Genomic DNA, 19,883 nt, shown 5'->3' with positions numbered 1-19,883 from the left:
ATCCCGGTCAGGTCAACCAGCACTCTGCGCCAAACACAGGCCCTCTGCACCGATGCTTTAGAAACGGTAACGATGCAGCTGATTCCCCTCGCGACGCAGCCACTCTCGCGCGCCGTCATAGCTGCCGTATAATTGCCGGACAGTGGCCCAGAATGCTGGCGAATGATTCATCTCCGCCAAGTGGGCCACCTCATGCGCGGCAACATAGCGCAGCACGTCAGGCGGGGCCAGAATCAACCGCCATGAGTACATTAGCGCCCCTTCAGAGGAACAGGACCCCCAGCGTGAGCGCGTGTCGCGCAGACTGATACGGCTGTAGGGGCACCCCAGCGCGGCAGCGTAGTGATCAGAGGCCGCCGCCAGCCTGTCACGCGCAAGCTCCTGTAGATAGCGTTGAATCCGGCGCCCGGGCTTCGCCCCGCTGGCGCCCCCCGGCACCGTCACCTGATCCGGTTCCAACAGCACCCTGCGCCCGCGCCCGGCCATCACCTGCCGTGGTCGACCATCGATCGGCAGCACGCTGCCGTAATCCACATCAATGCACTCAGGATGCTTGGCCAGATGGTCGCGAATCCAGCTTTCCTTTTCCCGCGCGAAATCCAGCGCTTCGCGATCCGGGACCCGTGACGGCAGCGTCAGCGTCACCCGACCATCCAGCCCCGAGATGCGCAGACTGATCCGCCGCGCCCGCGCAGAGCGGCGCAGCGTCAGCGGAACCGGCGGGTCTCCAGGCAGGTGATGATCAGCCATGACGGCCTCCCCTTTTGGCAAAGGCTTTGACAGCACCCGGCGCATATGGCAAGGCACCTGAATCGTCGAACCGACTCAGCAGAAAATCAAGGGGATCCACATGCCCAATGAAGAATGGGGTGTAAAGCGCGTCTGCCCGACAACCGGCAAACGTTTTTACGACCTGAACAAGAACCCGATCGTCAGCCCCTACACCGGTGAGGTTGTCGAACTGAACAACGGCAAAAGCCGCATGATCGAGGCCGACGCCGAAGATGCGGCCAGCCGCAAGGCAAAAGAAAACACCGACGGTGATGACGCGGTGCTTGATGATGCAGATGATGTCGATCTGGATCTGGGCGACGACGTCCTGGACGACGATGATGACGAGGACAACGTCTCGCTCGACGAGATCGCCGACGTCGCTTCCGAAGACGACGAGTCCTAAGGTCACAAGACCCTTGGGGGAGGTGCTGCCGCCTCCCCCGGATACCGCAAGTAACCGCCGGAAAATCGGTGTTGAAAAAATCTCGGATGATGGTGCATTTTCCGCTTGCGGCACGCGCCAGCCTCCCTTAAATCACCGACACACACCGCGAGACGGAAACGAAACGCGGCGGTTTGGGGCCTTAGCTCAGCTGGGAGAGCGCCTGCATGGCATGCAGGAGGTCAGCGGTTCGATCCCGCTAGGCTCCACCAAACACCTCCTGAATTTCCAGCATATCAATAGTATCTCCCAAAGATGTTCAGTATTTCTGAAAGAGTCTTGTGATATAGGCGGCCTTTTGATGAGCCGTCAGGCTGCAGTTCCGGTTGCGCCCATACGGCGGAATCTGACCAAACGGCTCACCGCCTATTCCTCTCGTCCCAGAGAGCATGCAACGGACGTCCCATCCCATCGCACGACGCCTGCTGCAACGCTGCACAACGGGCAGCCTTGCCGATTTACGCTTTATTATCGCCAAACATCTAAGCTTCGTTTGATGTGTGTCCCCACCATCGACCATGCAGCGCGTGCTTATTGGTCAACACGACAGTTGTCTAAATCGGTTAAGGATTGATACCCGGCATGGCCCTTTCAAATTGGCTCGAAAATCTCCTCACAACGCTTACAGGTGGCAGGGGCGAGGACAAACTTGGCGGCACAACTGGTGATGACACTATGGATGCCGGCGAGGGGGACGACACTGTCGCAGGTGAGGAGGGAAGCGATCTTATCGACGGCGGTGAAGGCGACGATATCATCTATGGCGACATGGGGGACGGGTTTGATCAGGGAATGCAGGCCTCTCCGCTGACCCTGGATATCAACAATATGCATAGCGTGTCCCACGATGGTGGCACAGGCTCCGCAGGCAACTATGCGGTATTCAGCAACGTTGCCACCCTTGAGGACGGCACCAGCATTTCCGGAAAATTGATTCTGGTCGAAAAATCCAACGCCAATATGTCGGTGGAATTTGGCTATACGAATGGTGCAGAAATCCTGCTGGATGGGGATCGGCCCGGCGATCAGGCCAAATTTCGGCTGGAGTTCTTTGATCCTGATACCGGAGAGACTGTCTACCTCAACTCCACCGCGACCTTCAATGACATCGACGACAACAGTTATTACGGCGACGCAGAAGCAGTCATTATTGACGGCAGCAGCTTTACCTCTTTTGGCGTGTCATCGGATTCGTCGCTAACCACCAACGTCAACGGGGATGTCGTCAAAGCCACCGGATCAGAACTGAACGACTACACTGATCAGGATTCCTGGTTCTCCGCCTCGTTTGAGGACCGCTCCTCAATTGAATTCACCCTTCAAACCCGTGCAGGCTTGGCCGGGTTTACCCTGTCCGGTGACGTTCTGGATGATCCGGTTACCACCATTATCGAGCAAGGGGCCGATACGATCATGGCCGGTGTTGGCGATGACGTTCTCCATGGCCAGGGGGGCGACGATTCGCTGCTTGGCGAGGAAGGGGATGACCTGCTGGACGGCGGTGAAGGCGACGATGTCATGGAGGGGGGCACAGGTGCCGACACCTTGCTTGGAGGTGCCGGTGGCGACACGCTCTCTGGCGGCGACGGAGACGACTATATTGAGGGCGGTGAAGGCGACGACAAACTGTCCACCGGCATCGGCAATGATACCCTCCTTGGCGGTGAGGGGAATGACACGCTGAACAACTCCGCCGGTGATGACAGCCTGGTTGGCGGTGTCGGTGACGACAGCATCGTGGCAACTGATGGCTTTGACACGCTGGAAGGCGGCGATGGTAATGACACTATGTACGGCGGCAATGACGACGACCTGCTGCTTGGAGGCGCCGACAATGACCTCATGTATGGCGAGTCCGGTAACGACAGCTTAGATGGTGGCACCGGCGACGACGTGATGGATGGCGGTGTCGGGAACGATACGCTGATGGGTGGCCTCGGCGCCGATACCATCGCGGGCGGCGATGGTGACGACTACATCGACGGCGGCGACGGCGACGACAGCCTGACCACTGGGCTTGGCAATGACACGCTGATTGGTGGGGCCGGCAATGACACGCTGCGCAACTCAGCCGGTGACGACAGCCTGGTCGGCGGTACCGGCGACGACAGCATTGTCGCAACCGATGGCAATGACACGCTGGAAGGCGGCGATGGCGCCGACACCATGTACGGTGGCAATGACGACGACCTTCTGGTCGGCGGCGCCGGTGATGACAAGATGTATGGCGAAGCCGATGCTGACACCTTCCGGATGTCGGATGGTTTTGGCAATGACACCATTTCGGGCGGTGAAGCCGGAAACGATTCCGACCACATCGACCTGTCGAATGTCACCAACAGTGTCAACGTCACCTATTCCGGCTATGAGGCCGGTCAGATCACCGATGGCACCGACACGATCTCCTTCAGCGAGATTGAACAGCTGACCCTGACCGATCAGGCGGATGTGGTTGATGCCTCCGCCGACAACGCTGGGGTGGATATCGATGCCGGTGCTGGCGACGATACGATCACATTCGGCGAAGGCGACGATTCCATCACCGGCGGGGCCGGCGATGATGAACTGCTTCTGACGGAGGGCGGCGGTGTCGATACCGTCAGTGACTTCGATCTGAACGATGACGATGGCAACGGGTTTTACAATGACCAGCTGGATGTCTCTGACTTGGCCGGCGGCAGCGGGACTGATGGCGCAGTGCGCACCAGCGACGTCGCCGTCGCCGACGACGGGTTCGGCAATGCGCTCCTGACCTTCCCCGGCGGGGAGCAATTGGTGCTTCAGGGTGTCACGCCCGCGCAGATGAGCAGCCACAACCAGCTCTACGCCGCAGGCATTCCCTGCTTTACGCCTGACGTACGGCTCGCCACACGCCGGGGCGCCATTCCTGCCGGTCAGATCCGTGTCGGGGATCTGCTGCAAACCGCAGACAATGGATTTCAGCCGGTGATCTGGGTTGGCAAGCGCCACCTTAGCGCGGCCGAACTCATGCGGCGTCCACAGTTGCGCCCCTATTGCCTGCGCCCGGGCGGGGTGCTGTCACCGGACCGACCGATGCTGCTGTCCCCGCAACACCGCCTGATCGTCAACGACCGCTGCCTGATGCCGGAACAGCCGCGTGATGAAAGCTTTGTGTCCGCAAAACTCCTTGCCGAGATGGACGCGGACTTTGCAGAACAGGTAACACATCAGACTCCGGTCACCTATGTCCACCTGATGACGGAGCAGCACGAGGTCATTTTTGCAGAAGGCATCACGACGGAAACCTTCTGGCCCGGCCCGGAGGCGATCCGCGGCCTGTCGGTAGATGACCTGCGCGAGCTGCTGACACTATTCCCGGAGCTGGCAACAGTGCATGGGCTGTCAGGCGAATCTGGCCGCAGTCAGGTCCGCAAGACCTACGGCGATCTCGCCCGCCGATCCCTTAGACGCCGCGACATTACCGATCGACGTGCCGCGTAGCACCCCATTTGTCGCGCAATCCCCCTGCCGCTTGTGAGCATCCTTCTCACCAGCGGCAGGGCATACGCGTCAAGCCGCATCATAGCCCTGGCAAATTCAGACCGCCGCCCATACATCGCGCTAAGGCATTGACATCGCCAGAGGCTTGTACTTCGCGCACTTATTGAGACACCACTCTGGTCAGAGCACGGACGATCAACGGCCCTTCGTGACTGTTCCAGAATGCGCCAGTCCACATCCACCTCACGCTATCGCCTTTGAGCGCTCCTGATAGCTCCAGTACAGCGCGACCTGGCAAGCTATCGGACTAGATCTCCAGCCTGCGCAGGGAAAGCGCACCCTGCACCTTGGCCTGGTCCGACCAAAATGCGTCACCTTCGGACTGGGTGCGCCAGCGTTGGAACATAGATATATCCTGCCTGTCACTCCGGAAAACATCAACACGTAGACATCCCGGCGCGCGCCGCAAAGCGGTCGCCAGCGAAGCAGCCGCAACCTCCGACATTCCAGTTTCGACTCGCAAAACGGGCTGAGATCCAGGTCGAAGCGCGTCAGGCGCAGCCCCAACCGCTTCGCGCCATGCCAGCAGAAAAACGGGGATTGCGGCAACCACGCTACGCCGGGACAGGTGAAGTCGCGCCGCCATCATAGTACCAACCGGTCGTAGTAGGTGACCTTGGGCGGCCCTTCCATGAAGCCGAGAAGAGCCGCCATAACTCCATGCTCGTCAATGAAGGCGAGATACGTCTGATGGTGCTCACGGCTCAGCCACTCTTCGTGGAGAAGAAACGCCCGTGTTTGCGCATCATAGTAAAGCGTGACACTCAACGCCCCGTCGAAGCCGCGCACGTTCGGCAGGTTCTCTTCCAGAAACGCCGACAATGCGTTAAACGCCCCGTCCTTTACACGCATTTCAAGCGTGACCCAAATCGTCATGGATAGTCTCCCTCTTTCTGACAGGCACAGTGTCACTGCAGCCCACATGTAGAGATAGAAAACCAACTGCGAAAATCGGGTTTATTGGTCAGCTACACACGCAACATCAGGCCAGATGCAAGCGATGCTGCTTCGGCGTATGATCAAACTGGAACTTATAGGCTTTGATGAAGTGTGAGGTGTCGGAGAACCCAGCAGCAAGCGCGATATCTGCAATCGGCTCTTTCCCGTCGATCACCATGTCTCGGGCGTGGTCGAGCCGCGCACGGCGCAGCCAGACGCTTGGAACCTCCCCAAAGGCACGCTTGAAGTCACGCTGAAAGGTCGACACCGACCGTCCAGAAAGCCTCGCATAATCCGCAACCGACAAATCCGCGAGCGCATGCGCTCGCATAACCTGCTTGATATTGCGGCGGCCGCGCTCGGAGTTCTCGTGAGCCAGAAATCGCCACAACTGTCCCTCACGATCGTGCAGATCCAGAAGTAACAGCAGCTCGAACAGTTTCGACTTCACAAGTGCCGGGGAGGCCTGCAGGCCACTGTAGACCCGAGGCAGCGCACCGACATATTCGCGCAGCGACGGCGACCCTGCAAACAGGGCCGTCTTGCTGCGCGGTGCAGCTGTCACGCCATGCGAGGTAGCTGCGAGAAAGTCGGTGATCACCGCATCGTTGAAAAAGAATAAGACCGCCTCAAGCGGCCCCGTTTCACTTGAGAACTCAGACACCATGTGATGATGCCGTGGCACCAGTAGCGTGTCGCCCGATGCAACAACGGTCTCTTCTCCATCCGCGTCGAAAAAGGTTTCGCGCCCCCTCAGCACATATGCAAGACACGGCACATTGGAGAAAAACTCAGTTCCAAAAGCATCTTGATGCAGCAGCTTATGAAAGATCCCCGCCCGGCCACTGGTCATGATCGCCTCTGCCCCTGCAAAACTGTGAAGCCCATCGGGAAGCAACAGAACCTTATCCTCTAAGGCGGCGCAGGTCTTAACCCCGTGTCCACGGACCATCACACGTATCCTCCAAAGTTCTTCAAAACTTACAAGGACCTGGACGGCCCCTCAATTGGTCCCGGAGCGGCAAAACAGCGCAAATATCTGATCCGTCAATACACCGTCGCAAGGTTTCCAAAACAGGCGCCTTCGGTGTCTGGCCCTGAAATCAGCCATGATTATCCGCACGGACCTTCAGACCGATCACAACAGGAACCATCCCACGAATGCTTGTATCTCAAGAGCGGATAGGTCCTGCCGCGAACAGCTAACCTATACATCACGAACAAGGGAGGAAGTGGCGGACCGAGGAGGATTCGAACCCCCGACCCCTTGATTCGTAGTCAAGTACTCTATCCAGCTGAGCTATCGGTCCACTGCGGCGGGGTTTATGCGCAGCAGCGCGGGGGTGCAAGCCTAAAATGTCAGCTTGCCGCAGGTTTTCGTGATTTTGCGCATCCAACGTCGGTTACCGAGGGCAAACCCTCAGAGCGTCCCGTCGCCTTTGGGTAGACAGATGTCAAACACTGTGCCCTCCGGACCGGTTTCACGCAAAACCACCATGCCGCCATGACCGCGCGCCAGTTCATCAGCGATGGCAAGGCCCAGACCGGTGCCACCCTTGCGAATACCGCCCTGAAACGGGGTAAAGAGGTTTTCCCGCGCCTTTGGCGGCAGACCGGGACCGGTATCCGCAACCGAAATCCACCAGCTTTCGGCATCTTCGCGGGCAGAGAGGGTGATCTGCCCCTCCTGCCCTGTGGCCTCGATCGCCTGACGCGCGTTGCGCACAAGATTCATCACGATCCGAAACAGCTGTTCGGGATCGGCCCGCAGCATCAGATCCACAGGTACCTCATTCAGGAAACGGACCCGCCCCTCAGTGCCCCCCGCCAGACTCTCGCTTTCCAGAATGTCCTCTATCTGCCCATGCAGGGCGACGCGGCCAAAGGTCGGCGCCGGTTCCTCAGCCCGGCCAAACGCCAGCGTTCCCTCGCAAAGCGACACCGCGCGGGTGATTGAATTCACCAGCTTAGGCGCAAGGCGGCGCACCAACGGGTCTTCACTCATCTCGATACGATCGGTGAACAGCTGCGCCGAGGTCAGGATATTGCGCAGATCATGGCTCACCTTTGCCACCGCACCGCCCAGCTGTGCCAGCCGCTCGCGCTGCTTTAACGCCTGCGTCAGCTCGGTCTGCAACTGCATCAGCGCCTCTTCCGCCTCGCGCAATTCGCGGACCCCGGCGGTGGGATGGATAATGCCGCGGGCGTCCTCTGGCGCAGCGGCGTAACGTTGCATATAGCCGATGACGCCCTTGATCGGTTTCACCATAAACCGGCGCACTGCTGCAAACAGCAACACTGCGGTAAAGATGGAGATCACCGCAGACAACAGCAGAATGCGCACGCCATAGTCGATCATCGCATCACGCAGACCGTCTGTCTCAATCGTAATCTCAATCAGCAACCCGGCATCGCGCACCGGCGCGCCAATCACCCGGATGATCTGATTTTCCGGCGTCACCAGCCGCTGCATCGCATGGCCAATCAGCGCAAACGGGCTGCTCATCCGCAAATCATAGGTGCCCGAAATCGGGGCCGGAATCGGTGAAGACAGCACCAGCTGGCGCACCTCATCCCGTCGCAGCACCACGTTGAAGACGCCTGCGTTTTCCAACAGCTCCGCCTCCAATTCGGTCTCCAGCATGTCATCGGCCAGCAGCGCCAGCGAGGCAATCTGCGCCCGTTCCAGCCTGTCTGCCAGATAGTCGAGCCGAAACCGAGAGATGGAGGGCACAAAGATCAGGATCTCGGCCAACATCACGAAGACCGTGGTCAGGATCAGGAATCTGCCTGAAAGCGTGTTGAGCATTCAGCCCCTTCCGGCGTTACGGGAGCCAGCGCTGCACAAATTGCACCACTCGTTTCACCATTGGACTATCAAAAAGCCGTGGCGAGAAATAGGCCCCTGCGACGCGTTTATTCACCTCCGATATGGTGGGATAGGGCGCCACCATGCCCGCGACCTGGCTCATCTTCAGATTATTGGCGATGGCCATGGACCAAAGCGCCACCAGCTCCCCCGCCTGATGCCCCACGACGGAGGCGCCAACCGGGCGGCCCTTGACCACCATCACCTTGATCAGCCCCTTGCTTTTGCGCTCAGCCAGGGCGCGGTCGTTGTGGTGATAGTCAAACCGGGCCACCTCCAGCCGGTCGCCGTGTCGCGCACGCGCCTGCGCCTCCGTGAGACCAACTTGCGCCAGTTCTGGCGCGGTATAGGTCGCCCAGGGGATATGATGGGTTTTGGCCTTGGACGGCAGGCCAAACAGGATTGAGCGGATGATGATCCCGGCGTGATACCCCGCCACATGGGTGAACTGCATCCCGCCCGCCACATCACCAATGGCATAGACCCGGCGGTTGCTGCTGCGCAGGCTGTCGTCCACCACCACCCCTGCCCGGTTCGTCTCTACCCCGGCTGCTTCCAGATTCAATTTATCTATGTTGGCCTTCCGCCCAACCGCCATCAAAAGATGGCTGCCGTCGAACTGACGCCCATCCTTGGTGCGCACACGAATGCCCCCTGCCTCCGTAGAGGTGATCGTTTCGGCCTGCGCCCCCTCGGCGATCTCCACACCTTCGCCGCGTAACTGGTCCAGTACAATGGCCGCCAGCTCCGGGTCGTCCTTGCCCAGCGCCCGGTCGCCCTCAATCACGGTCACCTTGCTGCCCAGCCGGATATGGGCCTGCGCCATTTCCATACCGATGGGACCACCGCCGATGATCAGCAGATGCTCTGGCCGCTCGCGCAGCTCAAACAGCGTCTCATTGGTATAAAAGGGCACATCCCCCAGCCCATCGATGGGCGGCACAAGCGGAGAGGACCCCGTGGCGATCACAATCCGGCGGGCTGTGATCCGATGTTCCCCCGCCTCGACCACGCGATCATCGACAAACCGACCGTAGTCGCGAAGGACGCGCACGCCAAAGCCTTCAAACCGCTCCTGACTGTCCACCGGCGCGATGGTGGCGATCACGTCCTGCACATGATCCTTCGCCGCAGCGTAATCCACCGCCGGCACCTGATCCGCGACACCATAGGCATTGGCATGGGCCTGACCATAAGCAACCTTGGCAGCGGCAAGCAGCGCCTTAGAGGGCACGCAGCCATAGTTCAGGCAATCCCCGCCCATTTTATGACCTTCCAGCAGCACCACGTCGGCGCCCATCTGACTCGCCCCTGCCGCGACGGACAACCCGCCCGATCCGGCCCCGATCACCAGCAGATCGCAAGTTATCTCATGCATGTTCACTGTTCCTTTCCGGCGGCTGGTGGGCGGCGTTTCTTAAGCAGGATGGGCAGCGCCGCCAACACACACAGGCCAAGGATCGGCCCAATGACAAACGGCTCCCACAGGATCGACAGATCCGGCGTCTCGCCCCGGTCAAACACTGCACCAAGGCCGACACCAATCCAGGTGAAGACCACTGCGCCCGGAATGATACCGACGGCCGTCGTCCACAAGAAATTGACCAGCTTCACCCCGACCAGCGCAGGCAGCAGATTGGCGACAAAGAACGGCACCGCAGGCACCAGCCGCAACAGCAACAGCACCTCGATCTCATTTTCCCGCAACGCCCGTTTGAGGATCCGCACGCGCCCCTCGGCTGCCTCCAACCGGTGGGTCAGCATCGCACCAAGCCCCCAGCGCGCCGCCAGAAAGATACCAACAGCACCAACCGTAGCCGCCAGCACATTGAACACCGTGCCCGCCACCAGCCCGAACAGGAATCCCCCAGTGACCGAGGCCACCGCCGCACCGGGCAGCGAGAAGACGACAATCACCACATAGGCCAGCACGAACAGACCAACGAGGCCAAGGTAGTTGTCATCGCGAAACGCCATCAGCGTTACTCGGTTGTCGCGCAGCGTTTCAAACGTCAGATAATCGCCCAAGGTCATCGCGCCGACCACCGCAACCACCAGCACCAGCACCAGCGGCAGGAACCGGGTCAGCGCTGGTTTTTTCTCGCCCCTGCTGGCCGATTCGTCTGCGGCGGTCTGGGCCGGAGCGTTTTCTCCGATATCTGGCTGGTCGGACTGATTTGGCATCTTACGTAAATCCTGCTGTCTGGGGCCATGGCTGACCGGTCATACATTGTCCCGCAGCTGCGGTTGTTCGGCTTGGTCAACATAGGCCCTATGGGCTTTGTCTCTGGCTATCCGGTAAATAGGCCCTGCACGAGACCATGCGCCACCTCTTCACGTCCGCTTGATCAGCCCCTGTGAAAAAGTGAGCCAAACACCAATCTGCCCCCTGTCTGTTACAATTCTCTTCTGCTAAAGAGCCTCCAGCGTCCGGTTTTCATGGAAATGTTGCATTTCGCGCAGAAAACAACCGCGTTGGGGTTTGACTCGCAGGTCATTCCCTTCTAGAGACCGGGCTTCGAGATTGACCCCCGGGTGGCCGATTCCGCGCCGTCCCGATGTAAACAGTTGGAGACCGGAGCGATGAAACGCACCTATCAGCCTTCGAACCTGGTTCGCAAACGCCGCCACGGCTTCCGTGCGCGCATGGCCACCAAGGCAGGCCGCAAGATCCTGAACGCACGCCGCGCACGCGGTCGTAAGTCGCTGAGCGCGTAATCGCGCCCAGTTCTGTTCAAACAGACATGACACCGCCGGAGACCCCCAAGGATGGCTCAGCTGCCCACGGGACCAGGTCTCCGGCGGTGTCCGTTTCTGCGTCTGAAACACCTGCACGCAGCCTCCCCCAGCCGCAACCCGTTGTGATCGCCAAGCGTCGCGATTTTCTCGCGGCGGCGCGGGCACGGCGTCAGGGCACCAAGGGAATGATGGTTCAGGGCCGCAAACGCCGGAGCGATGAACCCGTCGGCGTTGGCATTCGCATGGGGTTTACCTGCTCTAAAAAGGTGGGCAATGCGGTGGCCCGCAACCGTGCCAAACGCCGCTTGCGCGAGGTGGCGCGGATGATTCTGCCAATCCACGGTCGCAGCGGTTGGGATTATGTGCTGATTGGCCGTGCCGGTGGAACTGCTGATCGCCCGTTTGAAGATCTGAAAAACGATCTGATCTACGCGTTGAAGAAAATTCACGGCAAGTAAGCACAACAGTCAATGCCCGCGCCTACCGGTGCGCCTTCCCCGCGCTGCCGCGACACCCTCACAGATTGCTATGGGACGCCATCGCGCCTATCTATGCGCCATGACCCTGCTCGCCCATCTCTTCGCTCTGCCTGTGCGCGCCTACCGGCTGCTATTCAGCCCCTGGGTCGGCTTTAACTGCCGATATCAGCCCACCTGCTCAGCCTATGCGCTAGAGGCGCTGGAGAAACACGGCGCAATCAAAGGCACTTGGCTCACCGCGCGCAGAATCGGGCGCTGCCACCCCCTTGGCGGGGATGGCTACGATCCGGTGCCCGGCTGTGATCCCGACCATGACCGGGCCAAACAGGACCCGGCTGCTGGCCGCAGGTAACCCGCTCAGAGCTTCTCAAAGAAAAGCGTGACTTCGCCCAGCGTGACACCATAGCGACTCATATATGCTTTGTTCAGCAACCTGCCGTCCTCCAGAAGCCACATCCAGTCATCGAATGTCACCCGCATGGTGTCGCCCCCGGGCACCGGCAGATCAATTGTGTAGCCCCAGTTGAAGGTGTCACCGCGTTCTTCGCCTTTGGCGATGCCCTGAACCCCATCGGCGCTGCCCTCCCAGGTATTCTCCCCGGTCTTGGTCAGCGACCAGATCCGCTGCTCAGTAGTGCCATCGGCGTAGCGGAAATTCTCCGCCAGCGTCAGTACACGGCCGTCCCATTCACCGGTAATATCTACCTTGAACCGGCGCCGCACAGTGCCAAACCGATCCGCGAACTGGCCATAGGCAACCGTCTTACCTTCAAAATACTCCTCCAGATTGAAGGTCTTATCACTCAGCTTCTCATCCGTCAGACTGGGCCGCCCGCAGGACGCCAGCGCCGCAACAGCTGCTGCCCCCGCGCCAAGAGCCGCCCAGCGGCCAAACCGAAACCGGCGTGGTGTTTCCGTCACAAATGCCATGTCGCACACCTCATCTTTGTCCTGTGTCTCTCGCTCTTGGCTACGCAGCGGCCCCGCTTTTGGATGACTTTGCCACCCGGCCTGCCCTTTCATCCTGGCGTTACGACACGCCTGCGGAGCCTTTTCTTCTTGGCAAAACGCCGATCGTCGGCTAGGGCGCGCCCATGCTTGATGATGATCTGGACGATATCCACCCGCTGTTCGCCGGCGCACCCTCGACGACGGAGTTCAAGAAGCTCCGCAAACGGATCGTTCGCTACGCGCGCGAGGCGATCGACCAATACGGTATGGTGGAACGGCGAGAGGATGGCAGCACGCCGAAATGGCTCGTCTGCCTCTCCGGTGGCAAGGACAGCTATACCCTGCTTGCGGTTCTCTATGAGTTGAAGTGGCGCGGGCTTTTGCCTGTGGATCTGCTCGCCTGCAATCTGGATCAGGGTCAACCCGGATTTCCGGCCACCGTGCTGCCCGAGTTTCTGGAAAAAATGGGCGTGCCCCATCGCATCGAATACCAGGACACCTATAGCATCGTCATGGATAAAGTCCCGCAGGGTCGGACGTTTTGCGCCCTCTGCTCGCGTCTGCGGCGCGGCAACCTGTATCGGATTGCCCGCGAGGAAGGCTGTTCCGCCGTGGTTCTTGGCCATCACCGCGACGATATTCTTGAGACCTTCTTTATGAACCTCTTCCACGGCGGCCGTCTGGCAACCATGCCGCCAAAGCTGGTCAATGAGGAGGGGGATCTGTTCGTGTTCCGCCCCCTCGCCCATGTCGCCGAGGTGGATTGCGAGAAATTCGCCAAGGCCCTGAATTATCCGATCATTCCCTGCGATCTCTGCGGCAGCCAGGATGGGCTACAGCGTCAGCAGGTGAAACAGATCCTCGATCAGTGGGAATCAAACAGCCCGGGACGCCGCCAGGTGATGTTCCGCGCCCTGATGAATGCCCGTCCATCGCACCTGCTGGACCCCAAACTGTTCGATTTTTCCGGGCTTATGCTGAAAAATCCCGATTTGGGAGCAGATTCAGATGAGATTCCCGATTTGCGTTAACTTGCCGGTCAGACCGCGACCCTAGTCTACAGCAGGCGCCATATGCCGTAGGTGAAAGGTCTACAGATGTCAAAAACGCTGTCGCAGACGCTGACACAGGTCAGAAAACGGATTGCCCCGGTGCTGCTCGGGCCACCCCTGCTTGCGTTTTTGCCGGCCTTGACACTGGCCACCTTCTGGCTGGGCGGCGAGGCGGCATTGCTGGCGGTGGCCCTCGGTCTGCCTCTGATCTTTGCGGCTTCAGGCGGGTTCGCCCATTTCCGTCGCCCAACCATGCCCCGCGACAGCCTCACCGGCATGATGATGCGTGATGGTTTCAATGAAATCGTCTCCGAAGTATATGACAGTGCAGCCGATGCCGGCCTGCGGTCCGCAGTTTTCATCGTCGAACTTGATGATTTCAAGGAACTGGCCCAACGCCACGGACAGGAGACTGCCGATCAGCTGGTCAACCGATGTGGCGACCGCATTATTTCCATTCTGCGCCCACAGGATTACGTCGCCCGCATCGGCGACTCGCGTTTTGCCATCTGCCTGACACCCGTTTTGCAAATGGATCTCGAACTGGCGATCCAGATGGCCGGTCGCCTGCAAGCCTCCATCGAAGAGCCGATTGCTGTGGATGGGGCCTCGCTCTACGTGTCATGCTCAATCGGCTTCTGCCTGCACAGCCGCACCCCCCGACCAAACGGCAACGACTGGATGGGCGCGGCATGCACCGCCCTGCTGGATGCCCAGAATAACGGCCCATCTGGTATTCGCGCCTTCTCTCCGGAGATGGATCAGCGCAGCAAGGCGCGCGGCGATATGCTGGATGAGGTGACTGAGGCGCTGGAGAATGGCCAGATCCAGGCCTGGTTCCAGCCACAGATCTGCACCGACACCGGCCGTGTCTCCGGGTTCGAGGCCCTGGCCCGCTGGGCCCATCCGGTCCGCGGCATGATCGCGCCGATGTCCTTCCTCCCGACATTGGAAAGCGCCGGCCTGATGGAACGACTGAGCGAAATCATGCTCTATAACGCGCTGACCGCACTGAAAGCCTGGGATGCCGCTGGCCTCAATGTGCCCTCTGTCGGCGTGAACTTTGCCACGGATGAGTTGCGCAACGCCAATCTGGTGGAACGGATCAGCTGGGAACTGGAGCGGTTTGGCCTCACACCGGATCGGCTCAGCATTGAGATCTTGGAAACTGTGATGACAGATCGCCCGGATGATATGATCGTGCGCAATATCGCCGCCCTTGGCGAATTGGGATGCGGCATTGATCTGGATGATTTTGGCACCGGCCATGCCTCTATCGCGGCAGTTCAGCGCTTCCGCGTCTCACGGATCAAGATTGACCGCTCTTTCGTAATGAAGGCGGACCGCGATCCCGAACAGCAAAAACTGATCGCCGCAATCCTGACCATGGCCGAACGGCTGGATTTGGCCACCCTCGCCGAAGGGGTGGAGACCGTCGGCGAACACGCGCTCCTGTCTCAGCTGGGCTGTGATCATGTGCAGGGTTTTGGCATTGGCCGCCCCATGCCGTTTGACCAGACACTCGACTGGATCGCCGCGCATGAGGCCAAGTTGCAAGAGGCGCCAACCATCGGGCGCCAGGGAAACTAACAAGGCAACGAGTCAGGACCACCGACCTGTACAGTCATTGCGCAAGGCACCCAGCCCCTGGGCACACAACCCGCAGCGCGCCCGCAGACCATGCCCAATATGACCAGTCGCAGATTGGCTACCTAGGCGGGCTGCCCGCCTAGGTAGCCAATCCCGTCGCCGGACCTTGTGCCTCCAGCCCCCGCTCCAACCAACGCCCTGTCATCCAGAGCCTGCTTATTCTGACGTTGGGCCTGATGAGGATCTGATGTGACCCTGCGCGGGGACCTCAGCCCAGCCCGCTCCCCTGTCCTGTCGCCCGCCTTTTCATTCGTCGTGAGGCGGCAATCCGGTATTTTACAGCAATGATGCAGAGAAATCCCCCTTCAACCGCGTCGTGAGACCGCCTTGGGGGCGATTCCGCTTGACCTTTGGGGGGCATCTCTGTTGAACCACACCCTGTCATTCCATACACGAGGTGGCAGTCCCCAATGGACGATCAGAACAAGAACCTTCTTCTCGCAACCGCGCTTAGCTTCCTGGTGATTCTGGGGTGGTATGTCTTTTTCCCACCGCCAGAGCCGAAACCCCAGCCGGACGCCGTTGTTGCAGAGACCACGCCTGCGGGCGACGTCGTGACCGCGCCAGCCGCCACCAGCCCGGCAGCTGGCAGCGAAGGCGCCGCTGTCACCGCCGAGGCTGAGGCCGCCGCCGATGCACCGCGCCTCACCATCGACACGCCCCGCGTCTCCGGCACCATCTCCCTACTGGGCGGGCGTCTTGATGACCTGTCGCTCAAGGACTACCGCGTCTCGCTGGAAGAGGATGCCGCCATCGTCAAGATGCTGTCCCCCGCCGGTGATCCGAACGCCTATTACGCGCTCTATGGCTGGGCGCCGGGTGCTGGCCTTGGCCCTGATGATGTGCCCGGTGCCAACACCCTGTGGCAGGCCGAAGGCGATGCGACCCTGACGCCAGACAGCCCGGTCACCCTGACCTGGAACAATGGCAAAGGGCTCACCTTCAACCGCACCATCGCGGTCGATCAGGATTACCTCTTCACCATCACGCAGTCGGTCACCAACGCCTCCGGCAGCACCGTCGCGCTGGCACCCTACGGTACGCTGGCCCGCCATGGTGAGCCGCAGGATCTGAAGAACTTCTTCATCCTGCATGAGGGCGTTATCGGCATGGCGGACGGCACCCTCGCCGAAATCGACTATGATGACATGACCGATTTCGAGGTGGACGCCCGCAGTGGTGCCCGCGCCGAGGTGACACAGGTCGAAACCAATGGCTGGATCGGTTTCACCGACCACTACTGGATGTCAACCCTGGTACCGGAGCCGGGTCAGGCCTTCCGCTCCATCGCCAAATTCGATGAGCGTCGCGAGATCTATCAGACCGATATCGTGCTGCCGACCGTCACCGTCGCCAATGGTGAGACCTCCGAGGCAACCACCATGCTGTTTGCCGGCGCCAAGGAATGGGCCACCATTCGCGGTTACCAGAAAGACGGTATCGAAGGCTTCCTCGACAGCATCGACTGGGGCTGGTTCTTCTTCCTGACCAAGCCGATCTTTGCGGTTCTGCACTGGCTGAACGGCTTTATCGGCAACATGGGCTGGGCGATCATCGGCCTCACCGTGTTGATCAAGCTTCTGGTCTTCCCGCTGGCGTATAAATCCTACGCCTCCATGGCGAAGATGAAAGAACTCCAGCCGCGGATGGAGGAAATCAAGGAAAAAGCGGGCGACGACCGTCAGAAGCTCCAGCAGGAGATGATGGCGCTCTACAAGAAGGAAAAGGTCAACCCGGCCGCAGGCTGTCTGCCGATCCTGATCCAGATCCCGATCTTCTTCTCGCTCTACAAGGTGATTTTCGTCACGCTGGAGCTGCGCCACGCGCCGTTCTTTGGTCCGTTCCAGGATCTGAGCGCGCCGGATCCGACCTCGATCATGAACCTCTTCGGCCTGCTGCCCTTTGCTGCCCCGGTCGAAGGCACGCTGATGGCGACGATCTTCATCGGGATTCTGCCGATCCTCCTGGGTATCTCCATGTGGTTGCAGCAGAAACTGAATCCGGCTCCCACTGATCCGACCCAGCAGATGATCTTTGCCTGGATGCCTTGGGTCTTCATGTTCATGCTGGGCGGGTTTGCCTCCGGTCTGGTGGTTTACTGGATTGCCAACAATACCATCACCTTCACGCAGCAGTATTTGATCATGCGCAGCCACGGCTACAAACCCGATGTGTTCGGCAATATCAAATCCGGCTTCAAGAAGACGCCAAAGGCGGAGAAAAAATGAGCGAAGGCATAATAACTCATATCTGGCGGCACCCGATCAAATCACATGGTCGGGAGCCGCTTGAGAGCGCCTCTTTGGTCGCCGGGCAGTGTCTGCCCGGCGATCGCGTTTGGGCGGTAGCGCATGAGGCGTCCAAGGCCGACGGCAGCGCCTGGGTACCCTGCGCCAACTTCAGCCGTGTGGCCAAGGCCCCGCAGCTAATGGCGGTAGAAGCACGCTATGACGAAGAACAGGGTGAGGTCACACTGACCCATCCTACGCAGGATGCGCTGACCTTCACCCCTGATAGCGCGGCTGACCTGCCCCGGTTTCTCGACTGGGTACGCCCCCTGATGCCGGAGGATCGCGCCGCCTCCGCGCGCATTCTGCGGGTGCCGGGGCGTGGCATGACCGATAGCGATTTCCCGTCGATCAGCCTGTGCAACTGGGCGTCTCACCGCGCAGTCGAAGCGGCCATCGGCCACCCGCTGTCGCCGCAGCGCTGGCGCGGCAATATCTGGTTTGACACAGGCACCGCCTGGGAAGAAAACAACTGGATCGGGCGCGATGTACAGATTGGTGAGGCAGTGCTGACCATCCGCGAACGCACCGTCCGATGCCTTGCCACCACAACCAACCCCGAGACCGGCGAACGTGACGCGGATACGCTGAAGGCGTTGCGCGAAACGTGGGGCCACCAGGACTTTGCTGTCTATGCAGAGGTCATCAAAGACGGCGCGATCCGCGTCGGCGATAGCGTAAAGGTGCTCTGATGCAGATGCCGTTTCCCCTGGCCGAGACGCCAGATGACATCATGACCGAAAAAGGCCGCAAGCTGTTTGCCGGGCAATCGGAATTTGTCAAAGGCGTTGTCGCCATGTCCGGCCTGCCCCCTGCCGACCGGATCGAGGTCTGCTTTGCCGGCCGCTCCAATGTGGGCAAATCCAGCCTGATCAACGCCCTCACCGGCACCAAAGGTCTGGCCCGCGCCTCCAACACGCCGGGGCGCACGCAGGAAATCAACTATTTCACCCAAGGCCCGGAGCTCTATCTGGTCGACCTGCCCGGCTATGGCTATGCCAATGCACCCCTGCCTGTGGTGGAGAAATGGCAGCGCCTGTTGAAACAATATCTCTCCGGCCGCCAGACCCTGCGCCGCGCCTTCGTGCTGATCGACAGCCGCCATGGCATCAAGAAGGTCGATGATGAGATCATGACCCGCCTCGACAGTTCTGCCGTGACCTTCCAATGCGTGATGACCAAGGCGGATAAGGTCAAGGACAAGGACCGCGCCGCGGTGATGGAACAGGTGCGCAGCGCCCTGTCCAAACACCCCGCCGCCTATCCGGAGATCGTGCTGACCTCCTCGGAAAAGGGTGACGGCATCGCCACCCTGCGGTCCATCATCGCCGGGCTGGAATGACGCCAGCTCGCCTTCAGTGACATGACAAACGCCCCCGTGATCCGCTGATCCGGGGGCGTTTTGTCTCTAACCCGCAAGGTAGAGCCGCACTCAGACGTGTTGGGCACCGTTCACTTCGATCTCCGCGCCTGAGATATAAGAGCTTTGGTCCGAACACAGATAGTAAATCGCCGCTGCCACCTCTTCCGGCTGGCCGAGACGTTGCAACGGCAGTTTCTCGACAATCTTGTCAGTGCCCGGCGATAGAATCGCGGTCTCCACCTCCCCCGGCGCAATCGCATTCACACGAACCCCCAGCGGGCCGAAATCATGCGCCATCTCGCGGGTCAGCGCGGCCAGCGCCGCTTTCGATGTGGCATAGGCGGCCCCGGCAAAGGGATGCACCCGGCTGCCCGCAATCGACGTCACATTGACAACCGATCCCTTGGCCGCCGCCAGCTCGTCCTTCAATCCGCGCGCCAGCACCACGGAAGCAAAGAAATTCACGTGGAACACCTTGCCCCAGGTCATCAGGTCGGTGTCCAGCGTGTTGAGCCTCTCGCCCTCTGGCCCCTTTGGCGACACGCCGGCATTGTTGACCAGTGCATCCAGCTGCCCGTCCAGCAGCTCCTGTATCTCCCCCACCTTGTTGATGGTGTCTGTCGGATCGGAGAGGTCCACCTGCACATGGTTTTCCTGCCCTCCCCCCCAGGGACATTCGGCAGGAAAGGGCTGGCGTGAACAGGTGATCACCCGCCAGCCTTCGGCATTGAACCGCTGCACGGTCGCGTGACCAATGCCCCGGCTTGCACCGGTCAACAACAGGGTCTTCTTGCGCATGTTACCATCCTTGGCCC

Annotated in this window: 18 protein-coding genes and 2 tRNA genes; 11 read left to right on the top strand and 9 right to left on the bottom strand. The window is 60.2% G+C overall.

The features are described from left to right. Positions 1-57: 57 nt before the first annotated feature. Entirely contained in the window at positions 58-750 is a 693-nt protein-coding gene (locus tag GAL_RS01770; RefSeq protein WP_024095871.1) for a M48 family metallopeptidase, read from the bottom strand. A 100-nt stretch (positions 751-850) separates the two neighbouring features. Here GAL_RS01770 and GAL_RS01765 point away from each other — a divergent pair, with 100 nt between their 5' ends. From GAL_RS01765 to GAL_RS01755, 3 genes are all read left to right on the top strand, one after another. Then, positions 851-1,177, top strand: coding sequence for a TIGR02300 family protein (locus tag GAL_RS01765; protein ID WP_014875934.1), 327 nt, complete (start codon positions 851-853; stop codon positions 1,175-1,177). 175 nt (positions 1,178-1,352) lie between these two features. Continuing rightward, positions 1,353-1,428, top strand: a tRNA-Ala gene (locus GAL_RS01760). A gap of 370 nt (positions 1,429-1,798) precedes the next feature. Beyond that, positions 1,799-4,678 carry a Hint domain-containing protein gene (locus tag GAL_RS01755; RefSeq protein ID WP_024095870.1) on the top strand — a complete coding sequence of 960 codons (2,880 nt, stop codon included), beginning with the start codon at positions 1,799-1,801 and terminating at the stop codon, positions 4,676-4,678. 645 nt (positions 4,679-5,323) lie between these two features. Here the strand turns inward: GAL_RS01755 and GAL_RS01750 are convergent. The 6 genes from GAL_RS01750 to GAL_RS01725 all read right to left on the bottom strand — a co-directional run bounded on the left by GAL_RS01750 (position 5,324) and on the right by GAL_RS01725 (position 10,730). After that, complete coding sequence (locus GAL_RS01750) at positions 5,324-5,614, bottom strand: putative quinol monooxygenase (protein WP_024095868.1); 291 nt, start codon at positions 5,612-5,614, stop codon at positions 5,324-5,326. 106 nt (positions 5,615-5,720) lie between these two features. After that, the gene (locus tag GAL_RS01745) at positions 5,721-6,629 is read right to left on the bottom strand and encodes a helix-turn-helix transcriptional regulator (RefSeq protein ID WP_024095867.1); all 909 of its coding nucleotides are present in this window, start codon (positions 6,627-6,629) and stop codon (positions 5,721-5,723) included. A 281-nt stretch (positions 6,630-6,910) separates the two neighbouring features. Further along, a tRNA-Arg gene (locus GAL_RS01740) sits at positions 6,911-6,987 on the bottom strand. A gap of 110 nt (positions 6,988-7,097) precedes the next feature. Next, a complete protein-coding gene (locus GAL_RS01735; protein WP_024095866.1) occupies positions 7,098-8,486 on the bottom strand; it encodes a sensor histidine kinase in 1,389 nt (462 codons plus the stop codon). Between the two features lie 16 nt (positions 8,487-8,502). Next, the gene (locus GAL_RS01730) at positions 8,503-9,924 is read right to left on the bottom strand and encodes a dihydrolipoyl dehydrogenase family protein (RefSeq protein ID WP_024095865.1); all 1,422 of its coding nucleotides are present in this window, start codon (positions 9,922-9,924) and stop codon (positions 8,503-8,505) included. A gap of 2 nt (positions 9,925-9,926) precedes the next feature. Then, positions 9,927-10,730, bottom strand: coding sequence for a TVP38/TMEM64 family protein (locus tag GAL_RS01725; protein WP_024095864.1), 804 nt, complete (start codon positions 10,728-10,730; stop codon positions 9,927-9,929). A 399-nt stretch (positions 10,731-11,129) separates the two neighbouring features. Here GAL_RS01725 and rpmH point away from each other — a divergent pair, with 399 nt between their 5' ends. The 3 genes from rpmH to yidD all read left to right on the top strand — a co-directional run bounded on the left by rpmH (position 11,130) and on the right by yidD (position 12,116). Further along, positions 11,130-11,264, top strand: a complete 135-nt coding sequence (gene rpmH, locus GAL_RS01720; RefSeq protein ID WP_005980833.1) for a 50S ribosomal protein L34 — start codon at positions 11,130-11,132, stop codon at positions 11,262-11,264. A gap of 26 nt (positions 11,265-11,290) precedes the next feature. Then, the gene (gene rnpA / locus GAL_RS01715; protein ID WP_024095863.1) at positions 11,291-11,743 is read left to right on the top strand and encodes a ribonuclease P protein component; all 453 of its coding nucleotides are present in this window, start codon (positions 11,291-11,293) and stop codon (positions 11,741-11,743) included. A 100-nt stretch (positions 11,744-11,843) separates the two neighbouring features. Further along, on the top strand, positions 11,844-12,116 hold the full coding sequence (gene yidD / locus GAL_RS01710; RefSeq protein ID WP_024095862.1) for a membrane protein insertion efficiency factor YidD: 273 nt from the start codon (positions 11,844-11,846) through the stop codon (positions 12,114-12,116). Between the two features lie 5 nt (positions 12,117-12,121). On the opposite strand, the gene GAL_RS01705 is transcribed toward yidD, so the two are convergent. After that, on the bottom strand, positions 12,122-12,694 hold the full coding sequence (locus GAL_RS01705) for a DUF3833 domain-containing protein (protein WP_024095861.1): 573 nt from the start codon (positions 12,692-12,694) through the stop codon (positions 12,122-12,124). A gap of 164 nt (positions 12,695-12,858) precedes the next feature. Here GAL_RS01705 and ttcA point away from each other — a divergent pair, with 164 nt between their 5' ends. The 5 genes from ttcA (at position 12,859) to yihA (ending at position 19,047) form a co-directional block, all read left to right on the top strand. Then, entirely contained in the window at positions 12,859-13,746 is an 888-nt protein-coding gene (ttcA, locus tag GAL_RS01700) for a tRNA 2-thiocytidine(32) synthetase TtcA (protein ID WP_024095860.1), read from the top strand. Positions 13,747-13,812: 66 nt separating this feature from the next. Beyond that, positions 13,813-15,357, top strand: coding sequence for a putative bifunctional diguanylate cyclase/phosphodiesterase (locus GAL_RS01695; protein WP_024095859.1), 1,545 nt, complete (start codon positions 13,813-13,815; stop codon positions 15,355-15,357). A 470-nt stretch (positions 15,358-15,827) separates the two neighbouring features. After that, positions 15,828-17,645 carry a membrane protein insertase YidC gene (yidC, locus tag GAL_RS01690; RefSeq protein ID WP_024095858.1) on the top strand — a complete coding sequence of 606 codons (1,818 nt, stop codon included), beginning with the start codon at positions 15,828-15,830 and terminating at the stop codon, positions 17,643-17,645. Next, positions 17,642-18,397, top strand: coding sequence for an MOSC domain-containing protein (locus tag GAL_RS01685; protein ID WP_024095857.1), 756 nt, complete (start codon positions 17,642-17,644; stop codon positions 18,395-18,397). Before yidC ends, GAL_RS01685 begins: the two co-directional genes overlap by 4 nt. Then, positions 18,397-19,047 carry a ribosome biogenesis GTP-binding protein YihA/YsxC gene (yihA, locus tag GAL_RS01680; protein ID WP_024095856.1) on the top strand — a complete coding sequence of 217 codons (651 nt, stop codon included), beginning with the start codon at positions 18,397-18,399 and terminating at the stop codon, positions 19,045-19,047. The genes GAL_RS01685 and yihA overlap by 1 nt, the downstream gene beginning before the upstream one ends. 90 nt (positions 19,048-19,137) lie before the next feature. Here yihA and GAL_RS01675 read toward each other — a convergent pair whose 3' ends face one another. Then, positions 19,138-19,866, bottom strand: coding sequence for an SDR family NAD(P)-dependent oxidoreductase (locus GAL_RS01675; RefSeq protein ID WP_024095855.1), 729 nt, complete (start codon positions 19,864-19,866; stop codon positions 19,138-19,140). Positions 19,867-19,883 lie beyond the last annotated feature (17 nt).

The organism is Phaeobacter gallaeciensis DSM 26640, assembly GCF_000511385.1.
Lineage (GTDB): Bacteria > Pseudomonadota > Alphaproteobacteria > Rhodobacterales > Rhodobacteraceae > Phaeobacter > Phaeobacter gallaeciensis.
This window is presented reverse-complemented; position numbering and strand designations above follow the sequence as displayed.